Source organism: Bacillus cereus group sp. MYBK139-1 (genome assembly GCF_051916915.1).
GTDB lineage: Bacteria > Bacillota > Bacilli > Bacillales > Bacillaceae_G > Bacillus_A > Bacillus_A pacificus.
The window spans coordinates 566,100-592,194 of record NZ_JBQAHO010000001.1 but is presented as its reverse complement, the minus strand read 5'-3'; the positions used below and the strand labels follow the sequence as shown (position 1 = coordinate 592,194).

Below are 26,095 nucleotides of genomic sequence, written 5' to 3'. Positions count from 1 at the left end.
TAGCGGATGATCTTTTATTTCATTACAACACTTCAATATACCCTTCAGTCCCATGTACCCGTATTTGTTGTCCATCTTTTATTAATTTTGTAGCATTCTCTACTCCAACAACTGCTGGTAATCCATATTCACGTGCAATTACTGCTCCATGAGTCATAAGTCCGCCAACTTCCGTGACTAACCCTTTTATAGACACAAATAATGGTGTCCAGCCAGGGTCAGTAAAAGCAGTAACTAATATATCGTCCTCTTCTAGATTCGCTTCTTCCATGTTTAAAATAACGCGAGCTCTTCCCTCAATCACTCCTGAAGAAACAGGCAAACCTACAATCGCATCAGCTGGGAGGTTTTCTCGTTTATATTTACCTGTAATGATTTCTCCATCAGACGTCATGATGCGAGGAGGCGTTAGTTTTTCATATAATTTGTAATCATTTTTTTGTTTTTGAATAAGCTCGTAATCTAGTTTATTCGTGCGAACAACTTCGTGAAGCTCTTCAAAAGTTAGATAGTATATATCATTAACTTCATGAATGACACCGATCTGCACAAGTTGCTCAGCTTCTTTCAGCAACGCCTGCTTATATATGAAATAACGATTAATCATACCATATTTCGGATATTCACGATAACCGATAAAATTACGTATATTACGAATCATTCGCTTCGTTTCTTCTACCTTTTGTTTTCCATCCGGCAATTGCTGCAATCGCTCTAATAATTCTTCTTCCTTTTTCAAAGCTTCTTGCAGTCCTTCTTCAAATTTCCGTTTACTAGCACCCGCTTCAAAGTCTCTTATATTATTTAAAACCATCGGAATAATTGTAGTTGGCTTTTCACTCCAGCGCGTTTTCGTAATATCAATTTCTCCGCTACATCTCATTCCGTATTTATTTAGAAAAGTTAGAATTGCATCTCGGGCTTCTTCTCCACCTTTAAACTGAACTATTTCATCTAAAAAGTTATCGTTTTCTACATGTTGTAAATGCGCAATAACTTCTGGGTACGGTCGAATCACATCCGCAACATCCATTAATGCTAAACCCATTTCTGACGTAATATTGTTTTGTACCGATTGAGAAAGTGTATCTGCTGCATTTTTTTCGCCTAACCATTGCTCCATCTTTTCATTCATCCATATTGAAGCATTCATACCTGCCATAATGACAGCGATACTTTGCGGGTTAAATAATACTTTCTTTAATTGCTGAATATCTTCCAAAATAAAATCAAGTACATCCGTCCCTGATTTCGTTTGCATGTTTCGTTTTAACTCTTCGATTGATGCTTCACTATTCTGTATTAAATTCGTAACGATTGCCGGATCATTTTCGATTTCTGATTGCGGATTTACAGGTTGCTTACTTTTACTAACAATCTTTTCTTTTTCATCATCCGGCAACAATGTAATAAAATTATCTCGCTCGATTATAGTCGTTAATGCATCTCTTACGAGTGGATCTGATTTTCCTAAAGTATTTATTAAATAATCTCTGCTAGCAGGTGAAGCTAATTGTTGTGTAGCATCAACAAACAGCCGTCCTCCCGCTTTACGCATAGGAGCATTAGTCGTTAACAGGAAAAAAGATAACCCAAGCGGTTTCATCGCATCGGTCATCATTTGTTGGTGACCAACTGATATATACACATGATTTCCCCCATCATTTTCTTCAGGAATTGGATATACAGTCGTAATGGGGCGACTTTGGACAATATAAAATACGTTATCGACTAAACACCATTCTATATCTTGTGGACAGCCAAAATAAGCTTCAATCTGTCTTCCGATCTGTTCTAGTTGTAATATTTGTTGTTCAGACAATGTTTGAACCTTTTGCTGAGCCGGATCAATTTGTTTCGTCTCTGTTCCGCCCTCTTTTACAGCATAAATAGCTAATTTTTTAGTCGCTATCATCGTTTCGGTAATTTTGCCTTCTTTTACTTTATAATTATCGGCAGAGGCCAGTCCTGATACTAACGCCTCACCAAGTCCAAAACTGGCATCAATTGATAGCACCTTTCGGTTAGAAGTAACCGGATCAGCCGTAAATAAAATTCCCGAAGCCTCAGGGAAAACCATTTTTTGAACGACAACACATATAGAAACTTGATTATGTTCAAAACCATTTTGCATGCGGTACATAACGGCTCGCTCTGTAAATAAAGACGCCCAGCACTTTCTTACATGCTGCAAAATCGCTTCTTTTCCGATAATATTTAAATACGTATCTTGTTGACCAGCAAATGAAGCATACGGTAAATCTTCAGCCGTCGCACTAGAGCGCACGGCATACGCATGTTCATTTCCAAAACGTGAGAGATACTGAGTTACTGCTTCCACTACATCAGTAGGGATTTGTACTGCCATAATGACTTCTCTAATCTTCTTGCTAACTTCACCAATTTGAGCTCGGTCTTCACGCTTCAACTTGGTTAGCTGCTGCAACAAAGTACGAAAATCTTCATTTTGCTCGATGGCCTTTTCATATCCTACTGTTGTCACACAAAATCCTTCTGGCACTTGTATCCCTTGAATATTAGATAACTCCCCTAAATTCAATCCTTTTCCACCGACAAGTGAAAGCTGCACCTTTTCTATTTCCTGAAAATCGAGAACGAAAGAACTCATATAACATCTCTCCTTACTTTGCATGTGTTCTTGATTGTAGCAGGAGTAAATGAGAAGAAACAGTCTATTTTGAACTTGATTTACATGATATAATTAAGTTAGGAAGAGATTAAATAATGCCCTAGTTGCATAATGAAGCAACTAGGGCTTCTTATTTCCTCTCGATTTTAAATTACAATTTGCTCACAACTAACTTCAATGTATTTCTGTTTTGCCCCTTTATTATAGAAACGCCATGAATTATCACTCACAATTCTTACCTCAACAAATGGTACATAACTCGAAATACGCCTTAGTTTAACCTCCTGTGAGCCTTTTCACAGGAGGTTTTATACATACATATATTATTTATAATTAACCCGTTCTCCTATTTTTCAAAAGCGTATTTCGTGTCATAATAACGCTTTTTAGAATTTATATATACCTTCTAATTTTTCTAAAAAAGGATGATTGTATTGGAAATGAAAAAGCTTCAAGGAATGTATGATGATGTTATTAGTTTAGGGGAAAATTGTTATACTGCTATTCATCTAAAAAAATATAAGCTGCGGAAATATTCAGGTCCTCTAGATTGGTTTGTATCACCGAATCTTTCTTCTATCAACAAATTATTGAAAAATAATTTCGTAGACTTTATGGATTTAAAAAACATGCAAGCAATGCCAGAGAAAAATGTCGTGTTTAATGATGGCGTGATACAACCTGTTTTTTCTCATATTATAAAAGATACAAAATATAACGTAACATCTTATCATGATTTTCCTGTTATTCCGAATAAAGATTGGTTCATCACATACCATGATTTTAAACAAAAATTAGATCGAAGAATTGATAACCTTTACGAAAGAATTCATAATTCTCAATCCATTTTATTTGTTAGATGGGGCGGAAGCTTGACTGAAGCGCTTGAATTACAAACAGTTTTATCAAATATTGTTAAAAATAATTTTAAGATCCTTTTCCTCCATCCAACAGGACTTGAAAATGAAATAAACGAATTAGAATGGGGGCTTGATCATGTTTTGCCCATTCAAGTTTCAAGTAATTATCAAAATAAAAGAACTTGGTATGTCCTCTTAAAAGACATACACTTACACTCAAAAAAATAATATAAACTACGACTTTAAAATCAATATTCTTTGGTTACATTTTATATAAATTGACATATCTCCCCCTTAATTTTAAGACTAAATTATTATTTTTTGTAATCCCCCACTCATTCTTTTCTCAAATGCTCCAAAATGGATTTTCAAAATTAGGGAACTATAATGTGTATGAAGATAACTTAAGGGGGATAAAAAGTGGACAATGAGATGAATTATGGAAGTGATTATAAGTTTATTCCAGCAACTTCAATTGAAAGTGGTCATGGCATCGACGTATTGCCTGATTTATTTTGTTACAGTGAAATGGGAATACCCATATACAGTAATTACTCAGGAAAAAAATAAGCGATTATCAAAAAAAACGGGTTACGCTATATAAAAGCATAACCCGTTTTTTTCCGCTTATAAGCGGAAACAGGTCTTTCATTTTGTCATCGACGACTTTTGTTAATTCCTTCCTATATAGAAGGGATTATTATTCTTTTAATAGAATTAGATTCACTATTAAAGATGAATCTATATTTTAAATTATACGGAAAAACCTATTTTACAAAAGGAAATGACTTGTGCCTTCATTTTACTAATTAGCTTGTTGACAAGTTTTTCGAAAATTGAATCGAAATACAATTTAATTTATAGATAACAGGCTATTGTAAGCATTAATTTTACCATAGCCAAATTGAAAGTCCTTCCCGTCATTACCTAAATCAACAGTTCCATCTTTTAAGTATTGAATGACCTGTTTTGAATTTGGTTTTTGGTGATGGATTTCTTGGTACTTTGAAATGATTAAAGCTGCTGTAGCACTTACTTGAGGTGAAGCTAAACTAGTACCTAAGGAGAGTGTATATCCTGTAGGTATTCCTAAACCTTTTTCTATTTCAGAAATTTCTATATAATTAGAAGACGTCGTGAGAATCCATTCATTAAAATCAATTTGGAAATCATTATTGAAATCAGGTCCATAATCTCCGGAAGGAGCTGAAAAATCAATAACATTTCCATAATTAGAGTAAGAAGCTAGTGTATTATTTTTTTTGTTGCTTGAAACTGTAATAACATTTTCAAGACTGCTAGGTAGATATATTTGAAAGTCTTTTTCTCCATCTGGACTAGTTGTTTCCAATGGCTGATCTAGATTAATACCATGGTTTCCTGCTGAAGCGACAATTATGCAGCCCTTACTTTCAGCATATTCAATTGCTTTTTTGTACGCTCGTATTGTTGCTTGATCAGAGCTTTTTTCTACCGATTTAAATGTACCTAAACTTAGATTGATTATGTCATTTTCATCTCTGGCTGCTTGTACTATAGCTTGAATTACCCATTTCGACTCACCATTTTTTTCTCCAATTACTTTGTATGGAACAATTTGAGTATCAGGGGATATACCTTTCATATTTCCCTTACCTGAAATGATACCTGCTACCTGAGTACCATGCCCCAATTTATCTTCTAAGCTAGAATCTCCTTCTACAAAAGATTTTGCTTTACTTAAATTAATACTATGTTTTAAATCCGGATGCATAGTGTCTACACCGCTATCTATCAATGCAATAGAGGTGTTACTATTTCCTTTACTTATACTATATGATTGATAGTTATTCGTCACATCTGATATATTCCATGTATACTTAGTATATAAATTATTAGTCTTATCTGTATTTATAGTAATAGGATTAGATAGGAAACTATATTTTCTCATTTGATGTTTTATTGACTTTTTGGGCAAAGTTATTTTTGAACTTTCTCCATAACAGTCAACAGAATTCGGGAATTTATTTTTTATGTTTTTTAAGACAGATTGCATTTTTTTTGAATTGTCTAATGTTAAATTAATCATTCCAATTTCTTTCACACTATCTGTTTGAATGTTAGAAAAATTCGCATTTATAAACGCTTCTATTTTCTCCGTTTCATTCGAATTTTTTAATAATAAAAAAAAGATATTAGTATTTATTTCTGCTTTTACTTTATATGGGGCATTAAATAAAGGAGAACAGATAGTTAATAATATTGTTATAAGAAATGCCTTTTTAATCATATCCATGTATATTCCTCCGTTTTTAATCATATTCATTTAATAATTTTTGATTGATAGTATTTTTATTTAATGTAAGATAACTAAAAAACACTTAAATTTAACATTTGTTCCAAAAAATTATTAAAAGAATTAAAAAGCAACCATATCGTTTATATTGAAAAAACATATAATTAAAAAACACGTTATTTATTTTCTAACTGCAAAATTGCTACAATATAGTTTTATGTATATTGTTTTCGTAATACAGTCTTATATTCAGATAAACCAACCATTAAGCCCTCTTTTTTCTTTTATAAAATCAAAGACTTGTTGTGGTATAGAATCAAAAATATTTTATGAAAAATAGGAATTTTAATTATTTACTACATCAGCATGGTATCTGTCTTTTAAATCAAGCGACTAAGTAGTATCTTAGGTGAAGCTATTGAAGCAATTTTTTATAAGGTGTAAGAATAAGCTTGATGCATCGATATATTCCCAAAATCAATACAATGATGCAGTGAATCTTAGGATAAATGTAAACGGGCCAAATATCTCTAAAGAATATTTTGTGTTATTCTTATATAACTACTGTACGTATTCTATCCATATGCATCTCCTATTACACAACAAACATAAACTACTAAGCGAATATAAAATAAGGTACATAATTAAAGATTTCTCTTTATTTTTTCATTAAGCATTACACAAAAACACCCAAAAATCATCAAAAGCCCCCCTTCGGTCATTCAATCTCCTAAAGCAAAATAAGTGAACATCTCATCTATATGAGAAAAGTATTTTTGATATTTTTGGGTGTAATTTATAAATATATCTCTTCTACTCATCAGGTAGTACTATAAGAAACTGAAAACTTTCAGTATTTATTTGCTACGCTTACTAACCTAGTAATAGAATTTCATCCCAACGAGCTTCCTGACTTTTTATACAACTCACCAATGAAAGCAATACACCAGCAACCCCTTCAAGAAACCCTATTTTCTCCTCTCTTTTAAAACTGTTATTTTGATATATTACGTCATAAAATCCATATTCAGACTTACTATCGAATTGATTAATTAATACTTTCAGTAATTCAGTTTTCCGTTTTTCAAGAAGATTCCTTAACTTACAATCTTCTTGGATAACCTTAGAATGAGAAAGTCGATTTAAAATTTGCATATTCCCACCATAGCCATGACATAAGATAGATGATTTAACATTCATCTTTTCAACAGGAACTGTGACTAACGAATACAGCAACTCACTTGTCATCTCTTTCATTTCCTCTCTCTCCAGTGCCTCATACGCCAGTGATAATGCCCTTGCAATTCCAAAACTTCCATAACACCATGCATCGAATCTCCCATCTTCCTCTTTATTACAACTTACTCCATTTAGAATATCCTCCAATCCCAACATACGTTTGAAATAATAACCATATCCATCTTTGGATGCCATTCGGTGTAAAGTTTGAAAAAGTATATCAATTGCCTGAGATTGCCCTTTGACAACAATTCCTTTGGTTATTGCCAAAGAAAGTAACGCAAGAGGGCCAGCAATACCATGAGATAGCCCAAGATTCATATAACCGGAAGTAAACCTTAGTTTGTCCTCCTCAACAATGATGGTTTCTGGCGGTGAAAAGAAATTTGTTACTTTTTCTCCTTCTACAAGTTTTTCGGTTGCTAGATGCACCAGATGAGTCAAAATTCTTTCGAGTAATTTTTTCATTCCTGGATGTCGGCTTTCCAAGGCATAACGTCCTATACCGGTTATTCCCATTACAAGATCATAACAAAATTCAAATGATCCAAATGGTAAATCTTCATGTTTTTTTTCAACTTGTTCCATGAATGAATCAGCCAATTTGTATAGATGATCATCAAGTGTGTTGAGCATAGAGGAATATCTTGTCCCCTCCTTAGAAGCCAAGAGAACAGTATAATTGATACCAGAAAACCCATTAAATAAGGAAACATTTCCTTGTATATCAGCCGTTTCTAATAAGTCCCTTAATTTAATCATATACTGATGGGCTACATTATCAAAATTTTTGTCTGGATAATATCTATCCATTTCGGAAAAAAGAATAATAAGGCCCGGATACCCATGGGATAAGGATAATGGATTCCAAGGTTGCAAGTTTTTTCTTTCAAATTCAAATTCTACTAATTCCGGATTTGAAAGTTTTCTCACTAATTTTTGTATGATTATTTCAACTTCACTATTGATTGCAGAAACACTACCATTCATGTTGAATCCTCCTATCATTGATTAAGAAGTAACACTTAATTCCGCTTCGTTTCCTTTAACATATCGGCCAGCCTGAGCATTATATAATCTATTGTACAGATCGCATCTTTCCAATAATTGTTCATGAGTCCCAACGTCATGAATTCTACCATCCTTTAAAACAACAATTTTGTCAGCATGTATAACATTAGACAAACGATGCGAAATGAAAAGGCCTATTTTATTACTGCAAATCTCTTTAAAATTGTTGAAAATTTCCTCTTGGGAGAATCCGTCAATAGATGAAGTAGGTTCATCCATAACATATATTTCTGCATCTCTGATAAACGCTCTAGCAATAGCTAATTTCTGCCATTGACCTCCAGAAAGCTGTACACCTCCTTCAAACCAGACACCTAATTGGGAACTATACTTTTCTGGAAGAGATTGAAGAAACTCCTCTGAGCATGAAAGGCAAGCTGCTCTCTGAACATCCTTCTTTCCATATTCAGTACCACCTAGAGTTATATTTTCATAAGCGGTCAGCTCATATCTATTAAATTCCTGGAACACAACACTTAATTTTGACTTCCACTCTTTTATTTCAAATTGTTGAATCAATTTTCCCTTGTACGTAATCGTCCCCTCAGTAGGGTTAAATAACCTACTGATTAATTTTGTTAACGTTGATTTACCTGAACCGTTCTCACCGACCAAAGCAACTATTTCACCAGGTTTTATCGTAAGACTAATGTTTTGTAAGGCTGCTTCTGCTCTATTTGGATATGTGAAAGAAACATCATTAAACCGCAAGGATGATTCATCTATTTCCATGTCATTTGGTATAGTGGGTTGCATTAAACCCTTTATTTGTGTAGATTCAGGTAGATCCATAAAGGAAAAAAGTTGGTTTAAAAAGAGATTGTTTTCATAAAGACCAAAACATAGCCTTAAGACGGAAGATGATTGAGCCTGCGTCCTGTTGACAGCCTGGATATATGCAACAAGAGAACCAATTGCAATCAAGCCCATATAAGCTTCATAAATAAGATACAACAATACAAAACCAACAATGGTTATTGTCAGTAAATCAAAAATGGTAGTCGTCCTGAACCTTCGCATCGTCATCTTCTTATTCTCCTTAAAGATTCGATTGTAGGTCTCCACATATTTCCTCTTCATAGTATCAGTCTTATCAAAAGTTTTTATTTCCTTCACATTTTGGTCAGTCGTCATTAAAAGCGTAATATAGTATAAAATTCTTCTCTTTGATGCCTGAAAAAAACTGAGCATAAATTCCTGTCGTCCCAGCTTTAGGAAGGAAAATGCAGATAATAAAGGGATAATTAGTAATACGATTATTAGCCACCACTTCCATACTATTAGTATCACTGCTACCGATGCTAAAGTAACCAAACCACTAATGATTCCAAGGGTTTGATCGAAGATCTGGAAGGGACGGTATGTGGATTCATTCCTCGCTCTTTGTATGTTGTCATAAATCTCATGGTCTTCAAAATATTCATAAGGTAATACGGATGCCTTTTCAATAATCCTCATGTCTATCTCTTTAGTTAACAATTCTTGATAAATAGTCTTCACAGTATTCATTAACGTATCAAGGATTGTCGAAACTATCATCAATCCCATATACAGGCCAAACAGGCCAAATACGATTTTTGTATCATTTTCCTGACTGATCTGATTAACTAGTCTCTCCATCAGGATAATCATAGCTGCTGGTATAAGACCATTAATGATAGATAAGATGAGAATTCCTATAAAGTAGCTTTTTTTTGCCATCCAGATAAGACGGTACATTCGAGGCCACGCTCGGAATGTATCTAGGAAATTACCTATACTTATTTTCTCCCTCGGCATAGACATTGTTGTTCCCCCTTTCTATTCAAATTTATACGTTATTCATTAGAATTTATTAATTTAATGATAATTCTGTCCTAAAGGATTCTTTATTCTTAATGTAGATATGGGATCTAGTCGTTAATTTTATGAGGGCCCTTACTTCATCCTCTATTTTATTTGGGCCTAACAATCGGTTACAGTGCATGTGGACAAGACTGTCAATCAATATGCTTATTTGCTGTGGAATTATATGTCCATTCTGGATGGATTCCTTTATACTTTTGACTAATAATTGGATGTACTTTTTTCTTGGTTCTAGTATTGAAAGCAATTCTTCCCCCCCTACATAATTTCTCAAGCTGGCCCAATTATCCATAATGTTAAGAAGCGGTATCAACTTTTCCTTACTTCTTCTGAAGTTTTCCATAAATTTGTTAAGATTGGATTCATGAAATATATCTTGATGAATTTCTTCAGTGGTTAAACCAAAAGAATCTAACATCTCCACTATGCTGATTGCCGCTACTATTTCTTTATTAAATACATTTCCGTTTTGTTTATTATTAAGAAATTTAAGAAGGTTAGCGGCGACAACACTATCAGTCCAGAATACATCTTCGACCTGCTCAATCAAGCCTGTTCCCCCGTATCTTTCAAGTTCCCTTTCATATGGGCTAAGAGAATAGGTTTGTAGATACCCATTATGTATGTTAGCTTTTGCGAATGTGTTGACTTTGGCAATCACCGATCCATTCAACTTATAAGGCGGACCGAATAATCTCAATCTTATATGTGGCTCAGGGTCCAAATATCTAATAAAAAACCACTTATCGATTTCCCCACTCCGTCTCAAACTCTCCCCAAACTCCAACAGTTCTTGGTTGATGAACTCTTCCTGTTCTCCCAAGGAGCCATATAATTTTATATGGAGGCATTCTTCCCCTGGATATATCGTTCTTTTGACAGTACTATGATGTACATCCTGTACATTAAGATCTAGATAGTTTGAGAAGGTAGCCTCTCTTCTAATTACAGGAATCACCACTTCCATGATATGTTTACCTTCATCACTTTCAACAATTCTATCTTCAAATGTACCTATGAATTCTTGCAGTTCAAATTGTTGATTTTTCTTGACTTCATTTACTAACTCTTTAAAGTGTGCGGGGTTATGTAAATCTATCAGTAATCTGAGATCAGAAAATGTCAAATAAACATACCGAGGAATATCCCAGTCCTTAAGCCATTTTTTTATACCATCTTCTAGACCTAATTCACAATATGCAGGGTCTATCCTTAATTTTAGGTCTTGGAATCTCCATGTCTGTGGATATAGGATTATATTTTTTCGTTTTACCCTAGGTAGATATTCGTTATATTGCAATACTCCCCAATTAAACAATCCCCAATTGGCATATTGAGTCGCAGTAAGTTCTAATAAGAATTTACATAGCTTCGGGGCATTATGATAGTTATACATATTACTAGCGATTACTCGGATTTCTTTATTAAGGGTTCGGGACTTTATTAAAAGTCTGTCCGGGGTGGCCATTAAGAAAAGGTCACTCAAATCAACCTGCTTTGCCTTACCATTCCTTATTCCAGTCATACTTAACTCATATTCAGTAGGAGTGACTCCCTGCATAACGTTCCCCACCCTTCCCCCCGTAGGTATATAAGTGAGTTCAACATATTCCAAATGACAATTCTGAATCCTTACTTTTTGGTGGCTTTCTAAAAACTTATTCTTTAATTGATAATCATTATATAAAAAACGTCCACTTGACTTTCCTACCCCCTGTGCACCAGCCTGCGGATTTAATACGATTCTATAACCCTCGGATCCGTTCCGTATTATTTCAGCATAGATGTCAACCCCTTCTGGTGTTTCTCCGATAAAATTTTCTGAAGAAATTGTATCAAGAACCTCATTCGTTAGTATTATTTCCCTTTCCCCCTGCTTTATCGCATTAGAAACAAGGTTATTTAGAATAATTTGCTTCGAAGCATCCAAAGACAGCATCATTCTATTCAATTTTTCACTTTGATTTAATCCATCATCATTTTCTGGGAATCCTATCCCTTTCTCAGCACTGATAGCATCCATCAAAGGAACTTCTCTGAACACTCCGTATGTTTCAATAAATTTATTCTTGTACTGATTCATTCTCTCATTCTTAGAATCACGGTTTAGCTTCCATAAGCATTCGGCAGCGTCCGCTATTTCATCCTTCATTTTTTCAGGCAAGACATTCCTTTCTGTCTTTATAAAAGAATCTATTTGCAACGGGGTTATACATTTAAATAGTTTCTTCATATCTGTAGAAAGTGCATGGAATTCCTGTCCCAGCGGTAGAATATTTTCTTCGTTATACTTGTCTATAGAACTTTTGATTTGTTGAATTTCATCAATACATTCTAAATTACGAGAAAGACCATTATTCTTCCTAACTTTGTAAACGTTATTCAGTACAGAGTTAATGTAATCCAATGGATTAATATCATTCATTGGTGGTTTCAATTCAGTATAAAGGATTTCTTGATTCACTAATTGTTTCAAATAGCTATATATAACATCTTGATCTACATCAGGGTATTCATTAAATAACTCCCTCTCTAATTCCTTAAAGAAGATGGGAGCCTCTGTTAACATTAAAACTTTTTCCAGCACAGCCGTATAAGCTACAGAAATTTCCTTTTCGGCATTCCCCTTACTTCGACCGTGTAAACTCATAAACTTGATATTCAACCTTTTCCCCACTTTATGTAATGACATATTCTTCCTGACTCTTAAGTAAGGTAGTACATCATCATTCTGTTCAAGAACTCTGACAACGCCTAATAGCCATTCCATATCAGGCCTTGTCCTTCTGTCAAATCTATTTACTATTTTTATGTCAAAAGATGCTTCAGCTGAAAACCTGCCCGTTGCAATACCCGAAAATAGGCCGAAAGGAGTGGGACGGGAACAACTACGGAGTGCATATTTCATTAGACTCGATATGATTTGTCTGTTTTTTTTCGATTCCTTATTTTGAAGAATTGAATCCATTTTTTTTAAGAACATTTCATAAAGATTAGGACTGGAAACAGAAATGGCCGACCTAAGAAACATATCCTCTCTGAAGTGTCTTAACATTTCATCTTCATCGCTTTTTGATAGATTACTAAAATAGTTTAGAGATTTAGAGGGAGTTCTTAACATATAATAATCTTCGGTTTCGAATACAGCATGTCCACGATTACCTATTTTTTCAATTTTGCTCATCTTAACCTACCTCGTTTCTTTTACGTTTAAGTAGAAAAGAGCTGAATTCAGCTCTTTAAACTGGAATCAGCTCCTCGAATTTTAGAAACATCCTCGGCACGTAATACGTGTGCAATATCTTACGCTTAATATTATAGCCTGAACACAAGGTGCTGAAGTTGTAACAGTATTAGGATCTACATCACCATTTGTTGAAGAAGATTTAATCTTCACATCTAAGTCAAACTGATTAGCATTATTCATTTTAGTTCCTCCTTTCCTTAATTTTCAGAACTATCATACAACTAGCTCTTGTTTTTATTTTACATTTTTTACACTAACTGTCAAATGTTTTTTATTAGATATACCTCATTTTTTATAATAATTTTACGATTATATAAAAGTGGAATATTAACAAAAAACTGAATATTCTTATCATATCGACATTGATTTGAAATTTTAGATTCTTTTACTAGATATGTCCTTCTTCACTTTTTTTATGATTAAAATATAGTGGCGGACGCACGTCCTTAAAAAACAGAAGAGCATCATAATGCTCTTGCGGATAAAGAACTTTAGGAGCAAAACTCATCAATCCAGATTCCAACAACCACCATTTCTGGTCATACCACATATTTTTCTTTCCTTTTTGATTTATTATGTCCAAAGGCAAAAATATGTCGTTTTTTGAGGCTTCATCCAGTAAAGACTCTAAATGATTCTTTTTTGTAGTGTCTATTTCTATGTCAACTCTTAATAATGAAGCTACATTTCCACTTCCTGCATAGAGTCCCAGAGAAAAGCAGTCATTATCACGATTTTGTCTCAACAGATGACCAACACTTTTTATACCCAATAATTTCGAGGGCCACGTTTGTTTTTTTCGAATATGAAAGTTATGAGCCCAAACAATAACTTTTTCATTTTTATAATAATTATCGAGTAGCCATTCTAAGTTTTCAAACATTAATTTCCCTCTAAGTATCCCAGAGGACAAGTACCCTTTCAAATTGGTCTTCAGCCATTGCACCCTATTGATCATCCCTCGGTGAATCAGTTCCAGCATCCTGTTATTCACGCACTCTGCATATTTCATTCGTTTTGAATTGAAAAAAACTAACCACTTTTGGTATTCCTCAATTAGCACTTTCATCCTAGACTTCAATTGTCTTGTTACCTTGTACATCATTTCTTTATCCAACTCGAAGAACGTCATTTCAACTTTCTTTAAAGAATTATATAAGTCATTATCTGTATGATCCTTTACCCATTCCAGCATATATTCAGATATTAAAGGATATGTTGGTTGAACATCCATACCACTTATTTTCAAGTGCTGAGCCCATTCTCCAGTGAAAAGTGCCTTCATTTCTTCATTATGAAAGATATCAAGAAAACCATTCCGTATCTTCTCTTCGGTAGAGTGGTTACTTAGAAACATCTCACACATTGTAGCTTCCAGTAAGCCGCTTTCAAAAACAACGACATTATATCCATGATTTTCATGCAAGTAACGGATTATATCGATTTTGGTTGAATAATAATTCGCAACTCCATGACAGTTTTCCCCCAGAAGAATGATTCGCTTGTCCTTGATATACTGGTCAATAAATGAGTAGCCATTTTCTCGAGTTACACTACTAGCGTTTTTTTGAATTTGCGTTACCCAGCGATTCCTTGTTTTCTTTCTTACAAAATACATAAAACTCCCTCCTTTTTCGCATGAATATTATAAATATTTCTGTTCACCTTGATACAGTGGCCCAATCCCTGATTGGAAGCAAGGAAGCTACGTGGAAAATATACTTCCCATAAAACCTCCACTGATCAAATTTTCACTTTATGATTCATCCTGTCTTCTAATCCATTTCATTCAAACTTCCCTAATTATCTTTATTCTTAAACTTATAATAGAATCATTTTCCATAAACAAGTTACATTATAAGAAAATTCTTACATCAATTGAATACATACGACAAAATTTCCCATAAAATGACATGCTTATTTTTGACAAAAATTTTTAACTAAAATCAGAAAATACTTTCAAAAGTCTAAGATAGGTTAATAAGTAAATATATATCTACTAACCAACATTAAGATTTAAATTTTATTTCTTTATCTTATTATGGTTCAATTATTTACTCATACTGCTTAACTTATTTCTCGAAATTTTGATATAAAAATTGAATTTACCTTAATACAAAAAGAACCATAAGAATAACAAAACAATCGAAAAGAAACCGCCAGTTCTTCTATAACAATCTTTATTGTGTTGTCCATGGATTTTACCATATGTAATAATAGTTCAGAGGAATTTATTTTTCCTTTCATCCTTTCCAACATGTTTACTGTTGCTAAAAAATTTTCATATGGACGAAACGAAGCTCCTGTTCTTTCAAACTTCTCCTTATACTCCTTTACACAATAGTAAACAACTTCTTCTCCTCTTTTTACTAATTCTTCAATAAGAGCAAGAGTTGGGTCCACATGTCTTTCCCCCGGAAAATTAAACGTTAGTACCTTTTCCATATGATAGTTCCTCCTCTCAAATTAAAAACTTTCTATATTCAAGTACGTTTCTCTCCTCATTTTAATAATGGGTACTTGTGAGATTAAATGTAATAAACGAGTAAGAAACAAAGTTGATATACTATAAAATCTCCAAAGGTGGATGACTACTTCAAGTAGAGACTTTCTGAATTGCCATAAAAATAACTTTGAATATGCATTCTATTCTATGTAAGTAAAACGGAATGTGGAATATTAAGAGAAATGAATGAAATTGTATTCATAGAACGATATCCCCAAAAATGGATTTTCAAAATTAGGGAACTATAATGTCATATTGGAATAAATTAAGGGGGATAACAAGTGGACAAGGAAATGAATTATGGAAGTGATTACAAGTTTATTCCAGCAACTTCAATTGAAAGTGGTCATGGCCTCGAAGTATTGTCTGATTTATTTTGCTACACGATTCAAATCGTCAACATATGTTTTGTTGGAAATCCGCATACCGATGATTTTGTTTTAGTTGATGCTGGAATGCCTAAATGTGCAAATGAAATTATCTCTGTCACTGAGAAGCGATTTGGTACAAACAACCGCCCAAAAGCAATTATTTTAACTCACGGGCATTTTGATCATGTTGGGGGAATAATTGAACTCATCAAGTATTGGGATGTTCCAGTCTATGCTCATGAAATGGAGATACCGTTCTTGACTGGACAACAAAGCTATCCTGAACCAGATCCAACAGTTGAAGGTGGTATAGTAGCGAAAATGTCTCCCCTGTTCCCTAATGAACCAATTGATTTAGGAAGTAGCGTAAAAGCGCTACCTACCGATGGAACTATTCCTCATATGCCAGAGTTTAGATGGATTCATACACCAGGGCATACTCCTGGGCATATTTCATTATTTCGAGAAAAAGACCGAACTTTAATTGCTGGTGATGCTTTTGTTACAGTGAAACAGGAATATCTATATAAAGTATTTACTCAGGAACAGGAAATAAGCGGCCCCCCTCGTTATTTAACAACAGACTGGAAAGCCGCTAAAGAATCAGTCATTAAATTAGAAGAATTAAAGCCTCTGGTCGCTATTACTGGACATGGGATACCAATGTCAGGTGAATTGCTATCAACAAGCCTCAAAACACTTGTTCAAGAATTCGATAAAATCGCTGTACCCGACTATGGAAAATATGTAGACAAAAAGATACATTACGCATGAAAATACTTTTTTTCTTATATTTAAGAAACTAAATAAACAAATCCGAAGTGGGGATACATCTAAAAAATAAAAAAGTGGCCAATGCCACTTTTTTATTTTTGTTTATTAAGCTTGATCAGAATTTCTTACATGTAATGGAGGTGGAACTACCCACCCTTTTTTCTTACTTAAACGCAGCAAAGTTACACCTGCTTGCGCTTTTTTCATATGAAATTGTCCGAATAGCATCCCTACATCTTCTCGAAGACATTTTCCCATCACTTGACTACATGTCACAAGTCCAGCTGCTAATCCTGCAGAAACAGCTGCTGCTATTTCAACATCATTAATACGTGCTCCTGGAGGAATATCTTCAATAGATGCGACTGGTCGTTCTGGAGGAGCAGGCGGTAAAGCAACCCCATTAACTTTTAAAAGCGCCTTTAATTCTTCTATCTCCGAATTCATATCATTTTCAATTAAGCTTTCTAAAAACTTCTTCAAATCTTCATCACCTGTGTGATTCATAAATACTTGATGACTTGCAATCGCACCCTGTGCAGCAAGAAGATAACTCCAAATATCAAATACTTCTCCGTAATGTAACGGCTCATTTTGAGGATTTCCACTTAAAATACCCATTTTTAAATTCCTCCCTTTCGAAAATATCATAATCAATATTGATTTCAATATTGAAATCAAATTTTTAAGTATGCTTTTTCCTGCAAAAGATTTTCTACTATGCATGGAAAACACCTTTCCAACACTGCGTGTTTATTGTTTAGGAAAGTAGTTTACAAATCAAATACTCAAAGATTATGAAAGAAGATTATCAATAATCTTTGAGTGAGAATCCATTTACTATAAGGGTTTTTATTTTTACACATATACAAAAGAAATTGATTTACATATCTACTATATTGTATGTCAATTTACTTAGCGGTTAGCTCTACCACCAAGTTGTTGTTCAGCCATTGCTACTAAACGTTTTGTAATTTCACCACCAACAGATCCATTTGAACGAGCTGTTGTATCTGCACCAAGTTGTACACCAAACTCTTGTGCAATTTCATATTTCATTTGATCAAGAGCCTGTTCAGCACCTCGAACTAACAATTCATTACGATTTCCACTATTATTGTTTGCCATATTATTTCACCTCCGATGTTTTTAATATGCTACAGATTATGAAATAATAATTATCCTTTTTATGGGAATTAGTTTATGAATAAATATTGAATTTCTTCTTAAAATAGTGCAGAAGACATAAGAAAGAAGAGTTGCTATAACATACTGTCATAACAACACTATGTATAGATTCCTCTTTACTAAAGATTTCTGTTTTGCCAAGAGATACATATAAAGTGAAACTTTAATCAGCCCTCACCAATCGGGCTTTTACGTGCAGCCCGCCCCCCCACCTAACTTCTTTGCTTCCGCTGAATTTTGAGGTGGGGATCTTACTGCCCGTTAATGCGGGATAAATTTTGAAAAATGATTCCTAAGGAGATACGAGATGAAAGCTGTAACCTATCAAGGTCCAAACCAAGTACAAGTTAAACAAGTGGATGATGCAAAGTTAGAAAAAAAAGATGATATTATTGTAAAAATTACTTCAACCGCTATTTGCGGTTCTGATTTACATTTATATCAAGGTAACATGCCTTTACCACAAGGATATATTATTGGCCATGAGCCAATGGGCATTGTTGAAGAAGTAGGTCCAGATGTTACGAAAGTGAAAAAAGGCGACCGTGTTGTAATCCCCTTTAACGTTGCTTGTGGACATTGTTTTTATTGCCAACATGAAATGGAAAGCCAATGTGATAACTCCAATCCTCATTATGATTCTGGTGGATACTTTGGTTATACAGAGAAATTTGGTAACCATCCAGGCGGACAAGCAGAATATTTAAAAGTTCCTTTCGGAAATTTCACTCCATTTGTTATACCAGAATCATGCGAACTGGAAGATGAATCTCTACTGTTTTTATCCGATGTTTTGCCAACAGCTTATTGGAGTGTAATAAACGCAGGCGTTAAGCGAGGTGATACTGTTATCGTCCTTGGTTGTGGACCTGTTGGATTAATGACACAAAAATTCGCTTGGATGCAAGGTGCTAAACGCGTAATCGCAGTCGATTACTTAGATTATCGAATAAATTATGCAAAAAAGATTAACAATGTTGAGGTATTTGAGTTTACAAAATTTCCTGATATGGGAGAACATTTAAAGGAAATTACACATGGCGGTGCCGATGTAGTCATTGATTGCGTGGGGATGGATGGGAAAAAATCACCTCTAGAATTTCTGGAACAAAAATTAAAATTACAAGGCGGAACTCTCGGCCCTATTCAAATCGCTACGAAAGCCGTAAGAAAATATGGAACAGTTCAAATGACTGGTGTTTATGGCGGAAATTATAATGCCTTTCCACTCGGGGCATTTTGGGTTAGAAATATTAATTTAAAAATGGGACAAGCACCTGTCATTCATTTTATGCCGGAACTATTTGAAAAAATAACAAACAAAGAATTTGATCCAAAAGAGATTATTACGCACAAAATTCCCCTTGAAGAAGCGAGCTACGGTTATCAAATTTTTAATAATCGTGAAGATGATTGTATAAAAGTCATTTTAAAACCTTGAAAATTGATATGTGACTGGATCTTTGATTTTTCTATGCAGTAGACTGCTAAAAATACCCTACTGCATAGAAAGATACTCTAATCCACTTCCATTACATCCCTAAACTTAAAGATTCTTTGATTACGAAAAGCATCAGTACAAGTAATCGTCTTATTTAATGGATTTATATCAGCTACTGTTATGTAATTTTTATATAGATAGCCATTTTTATAATATGTAAGTAAAACCTCTTCTTCACCTAAATATGAAATTAACAGCTTATTCTCAATCCTTTCTTTTGCATCTTGCGTTAAAATTGGACGAGGGATTTTTGTTTGCTCCTGTATCATTTCTTTAATACAAACGAACTGCTCTGGCATACTGGCAAACGGTTGCCACTTTACCATCTCTCTTCCTTTTGGCATATTAGCATTCATCACGATTTATGTCCTCCTAATAACGTGTTTCTATATCTTGCTGTTGCGACGCTTGTGTAAGAAATTCCACGTAAAATACTGTTCTTACCAAATCGTGTTCGAATTTCGTCCATAACTTTCGTTAATCGCATTTCTTTTTCTCTTTGTATAATGTTATCGAAAAGCGAAATTTGCTCTTCCCCTTCATTTATTAGATTTGTTAAGGAAAGGCTTACCGATCGAATTGGTTCTCCTGTATGTCGCTCGTATAAAAAATAGGTACAAACATTATAAATATCCATCGTTAAATTTGTTGCTCTATTTAATGTATGTGCCTTTTTTATTCCCCCTCCATATTCCTTACTGTATCCAACTGAAAAATGAATCGTTTGCGCATATTTCTTTTCTCTTCTCAATCTGTAGCAAACTTCTTCTACATGCTCTAATAAAATAACGATGAACTCTTCTATCGAATAATCACGAAATAATATTTGGCTTTTCGCTATAGATGTTGTTGCTGGAACGTATTTTTCTGCTATTCTGCTAAAATCAATTCCGTTACTATGTAGATGTAATTCTTCCCCTATTACACCGAATGATTGCTTTAAATATTTCAAAGGATACTGCGCTAAATTTCCAATCGTATGTATACCTTTTCGATTCAATTTCATTTCTGTTTTATACGATATACCCCAAAATTTACTGAGCGGTCTAATGCTCCATAACTTCTCGGGTATATCGTCATACGTCCACTGCACTATTCCATCCCTATTCTTTTTCGCCTCAACATCCATCGCTACCTTACTCAATAATAAATTTGGACCAATACCAATCGTACTTTCAATCCGTGTACGTTCATATATTTCTCTTTTAAACTTTAATGCAAACTCACGCGGATTACTCGCAAACAAATGAATACTCGCGGTCATATCCATGAAAAACTCATCGATACTATATTGATGAAAATCTTCCGGCGCAACATACTGTAAAGCTAAACTGGTTATGTAAGTCGAACATTTCATATACGTATGCATAATTGGATTCACAATAATAATATCTGGCCGCTTCGGTATTTCGTACAACCTTGCCATTTTCTTAACTCCTAACACTTTAAGTGGCGGTGTTGCCGCTAATACAATGGACCCACTCCTGTTTACATCTCCTACAACAGCCAATTTTGTATATCGTGGATCAAGTCCTTTTTTAATACATGACACGTTTGCATAAAAGCTACGAAGATCTACACAAAGAATAATACGATTCGGTAAAAGAGAATAATCATACAAGGTTATCACTCCTAACAAAGAACGTTTGTTCTTATTATATACGAACCTACGTTCTTTTTAAAGGTATTTCTATGAAAATTTTGGTTAAAATAACCGTTATTACATTCAAGAAAAATTATAAAAATCTTCCCTCTATTCTTGAGAACTTTTTCAGTACTTAAAAATGTAAATAGATAAAAGGAGAAACAACTTCATTCTTCGTGAATAAGCACGGTATTTTAGGGACCATTCTTTGGTATTCAAAAAGGCTTGTATGTAAATAGATATTTTCATAGTAGCAAGATACCTATATAAGAAAGACTTATTTCGAAAAATAGTACTATTTAGCAGTGCTTTTTTATAACAATATCTCGAACAGACTATCATGAATCATAAATTGAATACATCGGATACATTAAAATTATAGCCTTTTTTTGAATTTTAAAAAAAGCCAACAATTTTCTCTAATCGAATCTCTAATTACATAATTTTGTACGAGAAAGGAATTGAATTTATGCACAACTTTAATTTCATTTGCGAACAATTTGCTACAATACTTAAAGGGAAAAGTAAAATAAGTCAAGGTGGTTGTTCGGTGTCTTTTCACCGCGATTTTAGAGTACTTGTACAAGGAAAACAAAGTACCTATGTAGTACCCGTCGGAGTAAGTTTTGAATCGTTGGATCAAAATGGTAATGCATTAAATTTAGGCGAAATTGCTATTCTACAAGAAGAGATTCCTGCATTTATGAAATCAATTGTACAACAAGGAATTATTGTAAGTGCTTTACATAATCACTGGCTGTACATGAATCCCTTAATTATGTATATTCATATCCAGTCGATAGAGCCCCCATTACATTTTGCACAAAAGTTAGCCAATTCTTTTTTGTCCTTAAGCAGCTATCCTATCGCTAATAATGAGGGGCAATGATTGGTGTTTAGGGTAATTACATTTTCTATATGTGTGAACATAATAAAATGATTTCACTTTGTGCCCAAAAGTAAAAAAACTACCTATCAAATTTTTAGATAGGTAGTTTTTGAATCTATTAAAGTAAAGTACTCTACTATTTTATAAAATACTATTCTCTAAACAAAAATACAGATTCTCAATTCACTGTGGCTTGCTTATCCCATATATTCCTCTAAAGTTAGTTTTTCCTTATATATTTTTTCAGCAACCTCTCCTATATAGCGTGAATATGCCAAGGCTCATACACATAACCAGTTATATTTCCCTTTGAATAACGAATGATGTACCCTGCCCAATGCACATTTTCTTTCATCCATTGTTAAGCCTGTTTTATGTTTGCTATGTCCCGTTTTTTCAAACAAAGACTCCCTGTACGTTCAGGATATCAACTTTGGTTTACTTCACTTTTTTTCTACACTCTGCATCTAGACGGTATATCCATTGACCACGGTAAGATTTATTTCAAACCCACAAAAAATAGATTACCTGCACACGAAAAAGTATAGCGTACAGGTAATCTGTTTGTTTTTGAGATTAATAAAAAACTAATTTATTTTTTGAATTCTTCCATCAATAACAGACTGAATTGGTTCTTTTGATTTTTTTATATAATCTACTAATGCTTCAAAATCAGTTGGTCCTGTTTCAGCATCTTTCCCGTTTTTAAAGGATACAAATCCATCTCCACCTGAAGCTAGAAATGCGTTCGCAACGACGCTGTAAGTTTTAGAAGGAATAATTTCTTCTCCATTTGTTAGGCGAATACTTGTTACTTTTTCTCCATTAGGTTTGTTTGCATCCCAATTGTATTGGATCCCTGAAATTTGAAGCATTCTTGTTATGTCTTTTTGCCATTGTTGATTTAAAATATCACGAATATCTTGACCCGTTAAATTTACTTTTATTAATTGATTTCCGAATGGTTGAATACCATATATCTCTCCCCATGTAATATCACCAGCATCTAAGTCATTACGAATACCACCAGGATTCATAAGTGCAATTTGAGATTGCATTGTTGCACGCTGGGCATCAGCAACTAAATTTCCAAGAGTAGATTCACCAGCCGTATTTAGTTTGCGATCTAGCGGAGCAATAGACTTACCTACAACTTCATTAACAAGAGGTGCGATTTTTGCTTGATATTTCTCCATCTTCTTCTTTATTTTTTTATCAGGCTCCATGCCTTCATGGTAAGTTGTAACAATTTCTGCTTTTTTCTCAACAATATCTTGTGTTTTACGATCAATCTTTACATCAACATCAGCAAAAGCCATACCGTAAGAATTTGCTTGTACGACAAGTTTATTATTAACAGTTCCATTTACATAAGTGTGGCTATGCCCACCAAAAATAACATCGACTTCTGGATCAGTCTCATTTGCTAATCGGACGATATCACCATTTGTTACGCCGTTCCCATCTGTTGTCCCCCCGTTATGTGCAAGAACAACGATAGATTTAACACCTAGTTTTTTTAATTGCTTTACGGATTTGTTAATAGCTTCAACTTCATCTGTAATTTCTACATTCTTTAGCATAGTAGGCATAACAAGGTTAGGCACATCCGTTGTTACGACTCCGATAAATCCAACAGGAACTCCTTGTACCTTTTTTATAGTGAATGGTGGTAAAAATAAACGACCAGTAGATTTATTATAGAAATTTGCGGCAACATATGGGAATTTTGCACCTTTAAATTTCCCTGTTTTCTCATGGTATCCACCATAAATAAGGCGGTTCATTTCTTCAACACCTTCATCAAATTCATGATTTCCTATAGTCCCAACATCGAATTTCAAATCATTTAGAAATTCAATGGTAGGTTCGTCTTGTAATAATGCTGAAACAGGAGTACTTGCTCCAACAACATCGCCAGCATGTACTTTTAATGTATTCGGATTTTGTTTTTCACGATCACGTAAATAAGCCCCTAAGTACTCGATTCCCCCTGCATCTTTATTGTTAATTTTTTTTACTGTGTCTAGTTGCCCATGAAAATCGTTAATACCGAGCATTTGTACATCTATGTAGCGGTTTGGTTCTGTACTTGCTTGGGCTGAAGGCACAGCGAATACACTAGTAAAAGTAACTGTACTTAATGCTAAAGCAACTGGAATGATTTTTTTCAACATAAAATTTCTCTCCCCTAATTAAAATCTTACATAATACAATGTTATTTTAATATATTAAGAGGATTATTTCTATAAAAATTCTACTAATTATAAAAATTAATAAGATTTTATCATTTTCCAACAAAACACTTCTTCTTCAAAAATTTGAAGATGTAAAACAACAATTTTAAGTGGAGATGATTATTCGTAGGTGGTAGTCTACACTTTTGGATTAGGATATAAAGGCCCTCTCTCAACTTAAGAAACTTCACTACACAAACAAGAACATGTACATTTCTTTGTTTTGAGAATTATTCAAAATATTATCTTGATAGTAATATAACAATGCTTCTAAGAGACTAAAAAACTCTAATCCATACATGTTAGCTGTTAAGAAGCATATTCAATCCAAAACTAATGGATATTTATAAACCTAACTCAATATCACCATTTAAAAATGAATAAAAATTTCGTTATGGAAGATTTCAATTCTTTAAATTGGTTACAGTGGTGCACTACGCCGCATTCAAAAAGATGCTCCTGGATTTATCCAAGAGCATCTTTTATAAAGCTTTATTTTTACTTGTTTATAATTTATCAATTAACAATTATATAGTTGTAATCAGTCCTTTAAAAATAATAGGAGTGCTTCATTAAATTCTTTAGGATGCGTTGCATTTAGCCCATGTGGACCACCCTTTATTAACGATACTTTAGAATTAGGAATTGCTTCATGTGTTAATTTCCCACTATATTCAAATGGTACAGTTGCATCAGAGTCTCCGTGAATAATAAGAGTAGGTATATTAAACTTCTCCAAGTCTTTTCTAAAATCTGTCTTACTAAAGGCGGTAATACAATCAAGCGTTCCTTTAGGTGATGCACCGGCTGCAATATCCCAATTATATAAACGGAATGGCTCACTAACTAAATCTGTTCGATCACCAGCCGCGAAAAATCCCTTAGTAAATTCATCAAGAAATGCAAGGCGGTCATTTATCACACCACTTTTGAATGCTTCAATTGTTGCATCATCTAACGCCCCTTCAGGATGATTCTCTGATTTGTATAAATATGGAGGAACTGCCCCAGCAAAAACAGCCTTTTCAATACGATCTGTTCCATACGTACTAATATACCGGGCTACTTCGCCTCCACCCATAGAAAAACCAACAAGTGTGACATTTTGAAGCTCTAAATGTTCTAATAATTGATGTAAATCAGAAGTAAAGGTATCATATTCATACCCTTCCCACGGCTGAGATGATTGTCCAAATCCTCGACGATCATATGTTATAACTCTGTATCCAGCCTCAACAAGAGCGGGAACTTGGTATTCCCAAGATCGACCACTTAACGGCCAACCATGAATGAGTACAACTGGTTTTCCTGTGCCATGATCCTCATAATATATCTCAATTGGTGCTTGATTTTCGGTTCCTACAGTAATTTTTGCCATTGTCCTACCTCCTTTAATATGTATCCTTTTCTTCAATAATCAGGATAAATCTCATAACCTATTTATGCCCATTTATATTGTGAACTCTATGTATGAAACTCTACTGTTTCGATGCATTCATTTTCTGTTTATGGACGATTCCCCATCTCCTACCTTTTTCATCACGAAGTATTTGCTGAACACTCCTCCTGTTCAATTCTAATAACAAAAATAGGTGACTATCAATATCATTCTATCTATAGAATGTATAGGTAAAATCAATCTATTTTACAGTAAAAACAACTATAGTTACGAACTATACAAATTATAGATAATTCAGAATTGATTAATGGATCAGTTTTCAAATACTATAAATTTGTATAGCGCTTCATGTTCCGTGAATGCTGCTATAACCAATATTATTGGTGAGCTTAGTTATA

Annotated in this window: 17 protein-coding genes and 3 pseudogenes; 6 read left to right on the top strand and 14 right to left on the bottom strand. The window is 33.9% G+C overall.

Annotated elements, in window-relative coordinates:
- Window positions 1–22 precede the first annotated feature (22 nt).
- The gene (gene ppsA / locus ACTFRS_RS02930; RefSeq protein WP_242293301.1) at window positions 23–2,629 is read right to left on the bottom strand and encodes a phosphoenolpyruvate synthase; all 2,607 of its coding nucleotides are present in this window, start codon (window positions 2,627–2,629) and stop codon (window positions 23–25) included.
- 446 nt (window positions 2,630–3,075) lie between these two features.
- Between ppsA and ACTFRS_RS02925 the strand changes: the two genes are divergently transcribed.
- Complete coding sequence (locus tag ACTFRS_RS02925; protein ID WP_242293302.1) at window positions 3,076–3,738, top strand: DUF1796 family putative cysteine peptidase; 663 nt, start codon at window positions 3,076–3,078, stop codon at window positions 3,736–3,738.
- Between the two features lie 192 nt (window positions 3,739–3,930).
- Window positions 3,931–4,035, top strand: a pseudogene (locus ACTFRS_RS02920) (MBL fold metallo-hydrolase); the annotation flags it as partial.
- A 328-nt stretch (window positions 4,036–4,363) separates the two neighbouring features.
- On the opposite strand, the gene ACTFRS_RS02915 reads toward ACTFRS_RS02920, so the two are convergent.
- Window positions 4,364–5,785 carry a S8 family serine peptidase gene (locus ACTFRS_RS02915; protein WP_242293303.1) on the bottom strand — a complete coding sequence of 474 codons (1,422 nt, stop codon included), beginning with the start codon at window positions 5,783–5,785 and terminating at the stop codon, window positions 4,364–4,366.
- Between the two features lie 589 nt (window positions 5,786–6,374).
- Between ACTFRS_RS02915 and ACTFRS_RS02910 the strand changes: the two are divergent.
- A pseudogene (locus tag ACTFRS_RS02910) lies at window positions 6,375–6,621 on the top strand (IS4 family transposase); the annotation flags it as partial.
- Between the two features lie 37 nt (window positions 6,622–6,658).
- Here ACTFRS_RS02910 and ACTFRS_RS02905 read toward each other — a convergent pair.
- From ACTFRS_RS02905 to ACTFRS_RS02885, 5 genes are all read right to left on the bottom strand, one after another.
- Window positions 6,659–8,014, bottom strand: a complete 1,356-nt coding sequence (locus ACTFRS_RS02905) for a lanthionine synthetase C family protein (RefSeq protein ID WP_242293304.1) — start codon at window positions 8,012–8,014, stop codon at window positions 6,659–6,661.
- A gap of 21 nt (window positions 8,015–8,035) precedes the next feature.
- On the bottom strand, window positions 8,036–9,880 hold the full coding sequence (locus ACTFRS_RS02900; RefSeq protein WP_242293305.1) for an ABC transporter ATP-binding protein: 1,845 nt from the start codon (window positions 9,878–9,880) through the stop codon (window positions 8,036–8,038).
- A 49-nt stretch (window positions 9,881–9,929) separates the two neighbouring features.
- On the bottom strand, window positions 9,930–13,124 hold the full coding sequence (locus ACTFRS_RS02895) for a lantibiotic dehydratase (protein WP_242293306.1): 3,195 nt from the start codon (window positions 13,122–13,124) through the stop codon (window positions 9,930–9,932).
- 451 nt (window positions 13,125–13,575) lie between these two features.
- Complete coding sequence (locus ACTFRS_RS02890; RefSeq protein ID WP_242293307.1) at window positions 13,576–14,805, bottom strand: erythromycin esterase family protein; 1,230 nt, start codon at window positions 14,803–14,805, stop codon at window positions 13,576–13,578.
- A 449-nt stretch (window positions 14,806–15,254) separates the two neighbouring features.
- Window positions 15,255–15,590 carry a hypothetical protein gene (locus ACTFRS_RS02885; protein WP_440024308.1) on the bottom strand — a complete coding sequence of 112 codons (336 nt, stop codon included), beginning with the start codon at window positions 15,588–15,590 and terminating at the stop codon, window positions 15,255–15,257.
- 384 nt (window positions 15,591–15,974) lie between these two features.
- Between ACTFRS_RS02885 and ACTFRS_RS02880 the strand changes: the two genes are divergently transcribed.
- Window positions 15,975–16,838 carry an MBL fold metallo-hydrolase gene (locus ACTFRS_RS02880; RefSeq protein ID WP_242293308.1) on the top strand — a complete coding sequence of 288 codons (864 nt, stop codon included), beginning with the start codon at window positions 15,975–15,977 and terminating at the stop codon, window positions 16,836–16,838.
- Window positions 16,839–16,943: 105 nt separating this feature from the next.
- On the opposite strand, the gene ACTFRS_RS02875 is transcribed toward ACTFRS_RS02880, so the two are convergent.
- On the bottom strand, window positions 16,944–17,459 hold the full coding sequence (locus ACTFRS_RS02875; RefSeq protein WP_242293309.1) for a DUF3231 family protein: 516 nt from the start codon (window positions 17,457–17,459) through the stop codon (window positions 16,944–16,946).
- 294 nt (window positions 17,460–17,753) lie between these two features.
- Window positions 17,754–17,966: a small acid-soluble spore protein, SasP family gene (gene sasP, locus ACTFRS_RS02870; protein WP_000002833.1), complete on the bottom strand. Its 213-nt coding sequence runs from the start codon at window positions 17,964–17,966 to the stop codon at window positions 17,754–17,756.
- Window positions 17,967–18,333: 367 nt separating this feature from the next.
- Here sasP and ACTFRS_RS02865 point away from each other — a divergent pair, with 367 nt between their 5' ends.
- A complete protein-coding gene (locus ACTFRS_RS02865; RefSeq protein ID WP_000649081.1) occupies window positions 18,334–19,467 on the top strand; it encodes a zinc-dependent alcohol dehydrogenase in 1,134 nt (377 codons plus the stop codon).
- Between the two features lie 77 nt (window positions 19,468–19,544).
- Here ACTFRS_RS02865 and ACTFRS_RS02860 read toward each other — a convergent pair whose 3' ends face one another.
- Both ACTFRS_RS02860 and ACTFRS_RS02855 read right to left on the bottom strand, forming a co-directional pair.
- Window positions 19,545–19,886: a YolD-like family protein gene (locus tag ACTFRS_RS02860; RefSeq protein WP_000980464.1), complete on the bottom strand. Its 342-nt coding sequence runs from the start codon at window positions 19,884–19,886 to the stop codon at window positions 19,545–19,547.
- Window positions 19,883–21,148, bottom strand: a complete 1,266-nt coding sequence (locus ACTFRS_RS02855) for a Y-family DNA polymerase (protein ID WP_440024311.1) — start codon at window positions 21,146–21,148, stop codon at window positions 19,883–19,885. The genes ACTFRS_RS02860 and ACTFRS_RS02855 overlap by 4 nt, the downstream gene beginning before the upstream one ends.
- Before the next feature lie 493 nt (window positions 21,149–21,641).
- Here ACTFRS_RS02855 and ACTFRS_RS02850 point away from each other — a divergent pair, with 493 nt between their 5' ends.
- Complete coding sequence (locus ACTFRS_RS02850) at window positions 21,642–22,061, top strand: DUF1259 domain-containing protein (protein WP_000551409.1); 420 nt, start codon at window positions 21,642–21,644, stop codon at window positions 22,059–22,061.
- 197 nt (window positions 22,062–22,258) lie between these two features.
- Here ACTFRS_RS02850 and ACTFRS_RS02845 read toward each other — a convergent pair.
- The 3 genes and pseudogenes from ACTFRS_RS02845 to ACTFRS_RS02835 all read right to left on the bottom strand — a co-directional run.
- Window positions 22,259–22,422 (bottom strand): annotated as a pseudogene (locus ACTFRS_RS02845) (D-alanyl-D-alanine carboxypeptidase family protein); the annotation flags it as partial.
- Window positions 22,423–22,648: 226 nt separating this feature from the next.
- Window positions 22,649–24,238, bottom strand: coding sequence for a bifunctional metallophosphatase/5'-nucleotidase (locus ACTFRS_RS02840; protein ID WP_440024313.1), 1,590 nt, complete (start codon window positions 24,236–24,238; stop codon window positions 22,649–22,651).
- Window positions 24,239–24,839: 601 nt separating this feature from the next.
- Window positions 24,840–25,676, bottom strand: a complete 837-nt coding sequence (locus tag ACTFRS_RS02835) for a bromoperoxidase (RefSeq protein WP_440024315.1) — start codon at window positions 25,674–25,676, stop codon at window positions 24,840–24,842.
- Between the last annotated feature and the right edge of the window lie 419 nt (window positions 25,677–26,095).

Excerpts from the sequence above, each read along its gene's own strand:
- ppsA (WP_242293301.1), bottom strand. The coding sequence starts at position 2,629 with ATGAGTTCTTTCGTTCTCGATTTTCAGGAAATAGAAAAGGTGCAGCTT.
- ACTFRS_RS02925 (WP_242293302.1), top strand. The coding sequence starts at position 3,076 with ATGATTGTATTGGAAATGAAAAAGCTTCAAGGAATGTATGATGATGTT.
- ACTFRS_RS02915 (WP_242293303.1), bottom strand. The coding sequence starts at position 5,785 with ATGGATATGATTAAAAAGGCATTTCTTATAACAATATTATTAACTATC.
- ACTFRS_RS02905 (WP_242293304.1), bottom strand. The coding sequence starts at position 8,014 with ATGAATGGTAGTGTTTCTGCAATCAATAGTGAAGTTGAAATAATCATA.
- ACTFRS_RS02900 (WP_242293305.1), bottom strand. The coding sequence starts at position 9,880 with ATGTCTATGCCGAGGGAGAAAATAAGTATAGGTAATTTCCTAGATACA.
- ACTFRS_RS02895 (WP_242293306.1), bottom strand. The coding sequence starts at position 13,124 with ATGAGCAAAATTGAAAAAATAGGTAATCGTGGACATGCTGTATTCGAA.
- ACTFRS_RS02890 (WP_242293307.1), bottom strand. The coding sequence starts at position 14,805 with ATGTATTTTGTAAGAAAGAAAACAAGGAATCGCTGGGTAACGCAAATT.
- ACTFRS_RS02875 (WP_242293309.1), bottom strand. The coding sequence starts at position 17,459 with ATGGGTATTTTAAGTGGAAATCCTCAAAATGAGCCGTTACATTACGGA.
- sasP (WP_000002833.1), bottom strand. The coding sequence starts at position 17,966 with ATGGCAAACAATAATAGTGGAAATCGTAATGAATTGTTAGTTCGAGGT.
- ACTFRS_RS02865 (WP_000649081.1), top strand. The coding sequence starts at position 18,334 with ATGAAAGCTGTAACCTATCAAGGTCCAAACCAAGTACAAGTTAAACAA.
- ACTFRS_RS02850 (WP_000551409.1), top strand. The coding sequence starts at position 21,642 with ATGCACAACTTTAATTTCATTTGCGAACAATTTGCTACAATACTTAAA.
- ACTFRS_RS02840 (WP_440024313.1), bottom strand. The coding sequence starts at position 24,238 with ATGTTGAAAAAAATCATTCCAGTTGCTTTAGCATTAAGTACAGTTACT.
- ACTFRS_RS02835 (WP_440024315.1), bottom strand. The coding sequence starts at position 25,676 with ATGGCAAAAATTACTGTAGGAACCGAAAATCAAGCACCAATTGAGATA.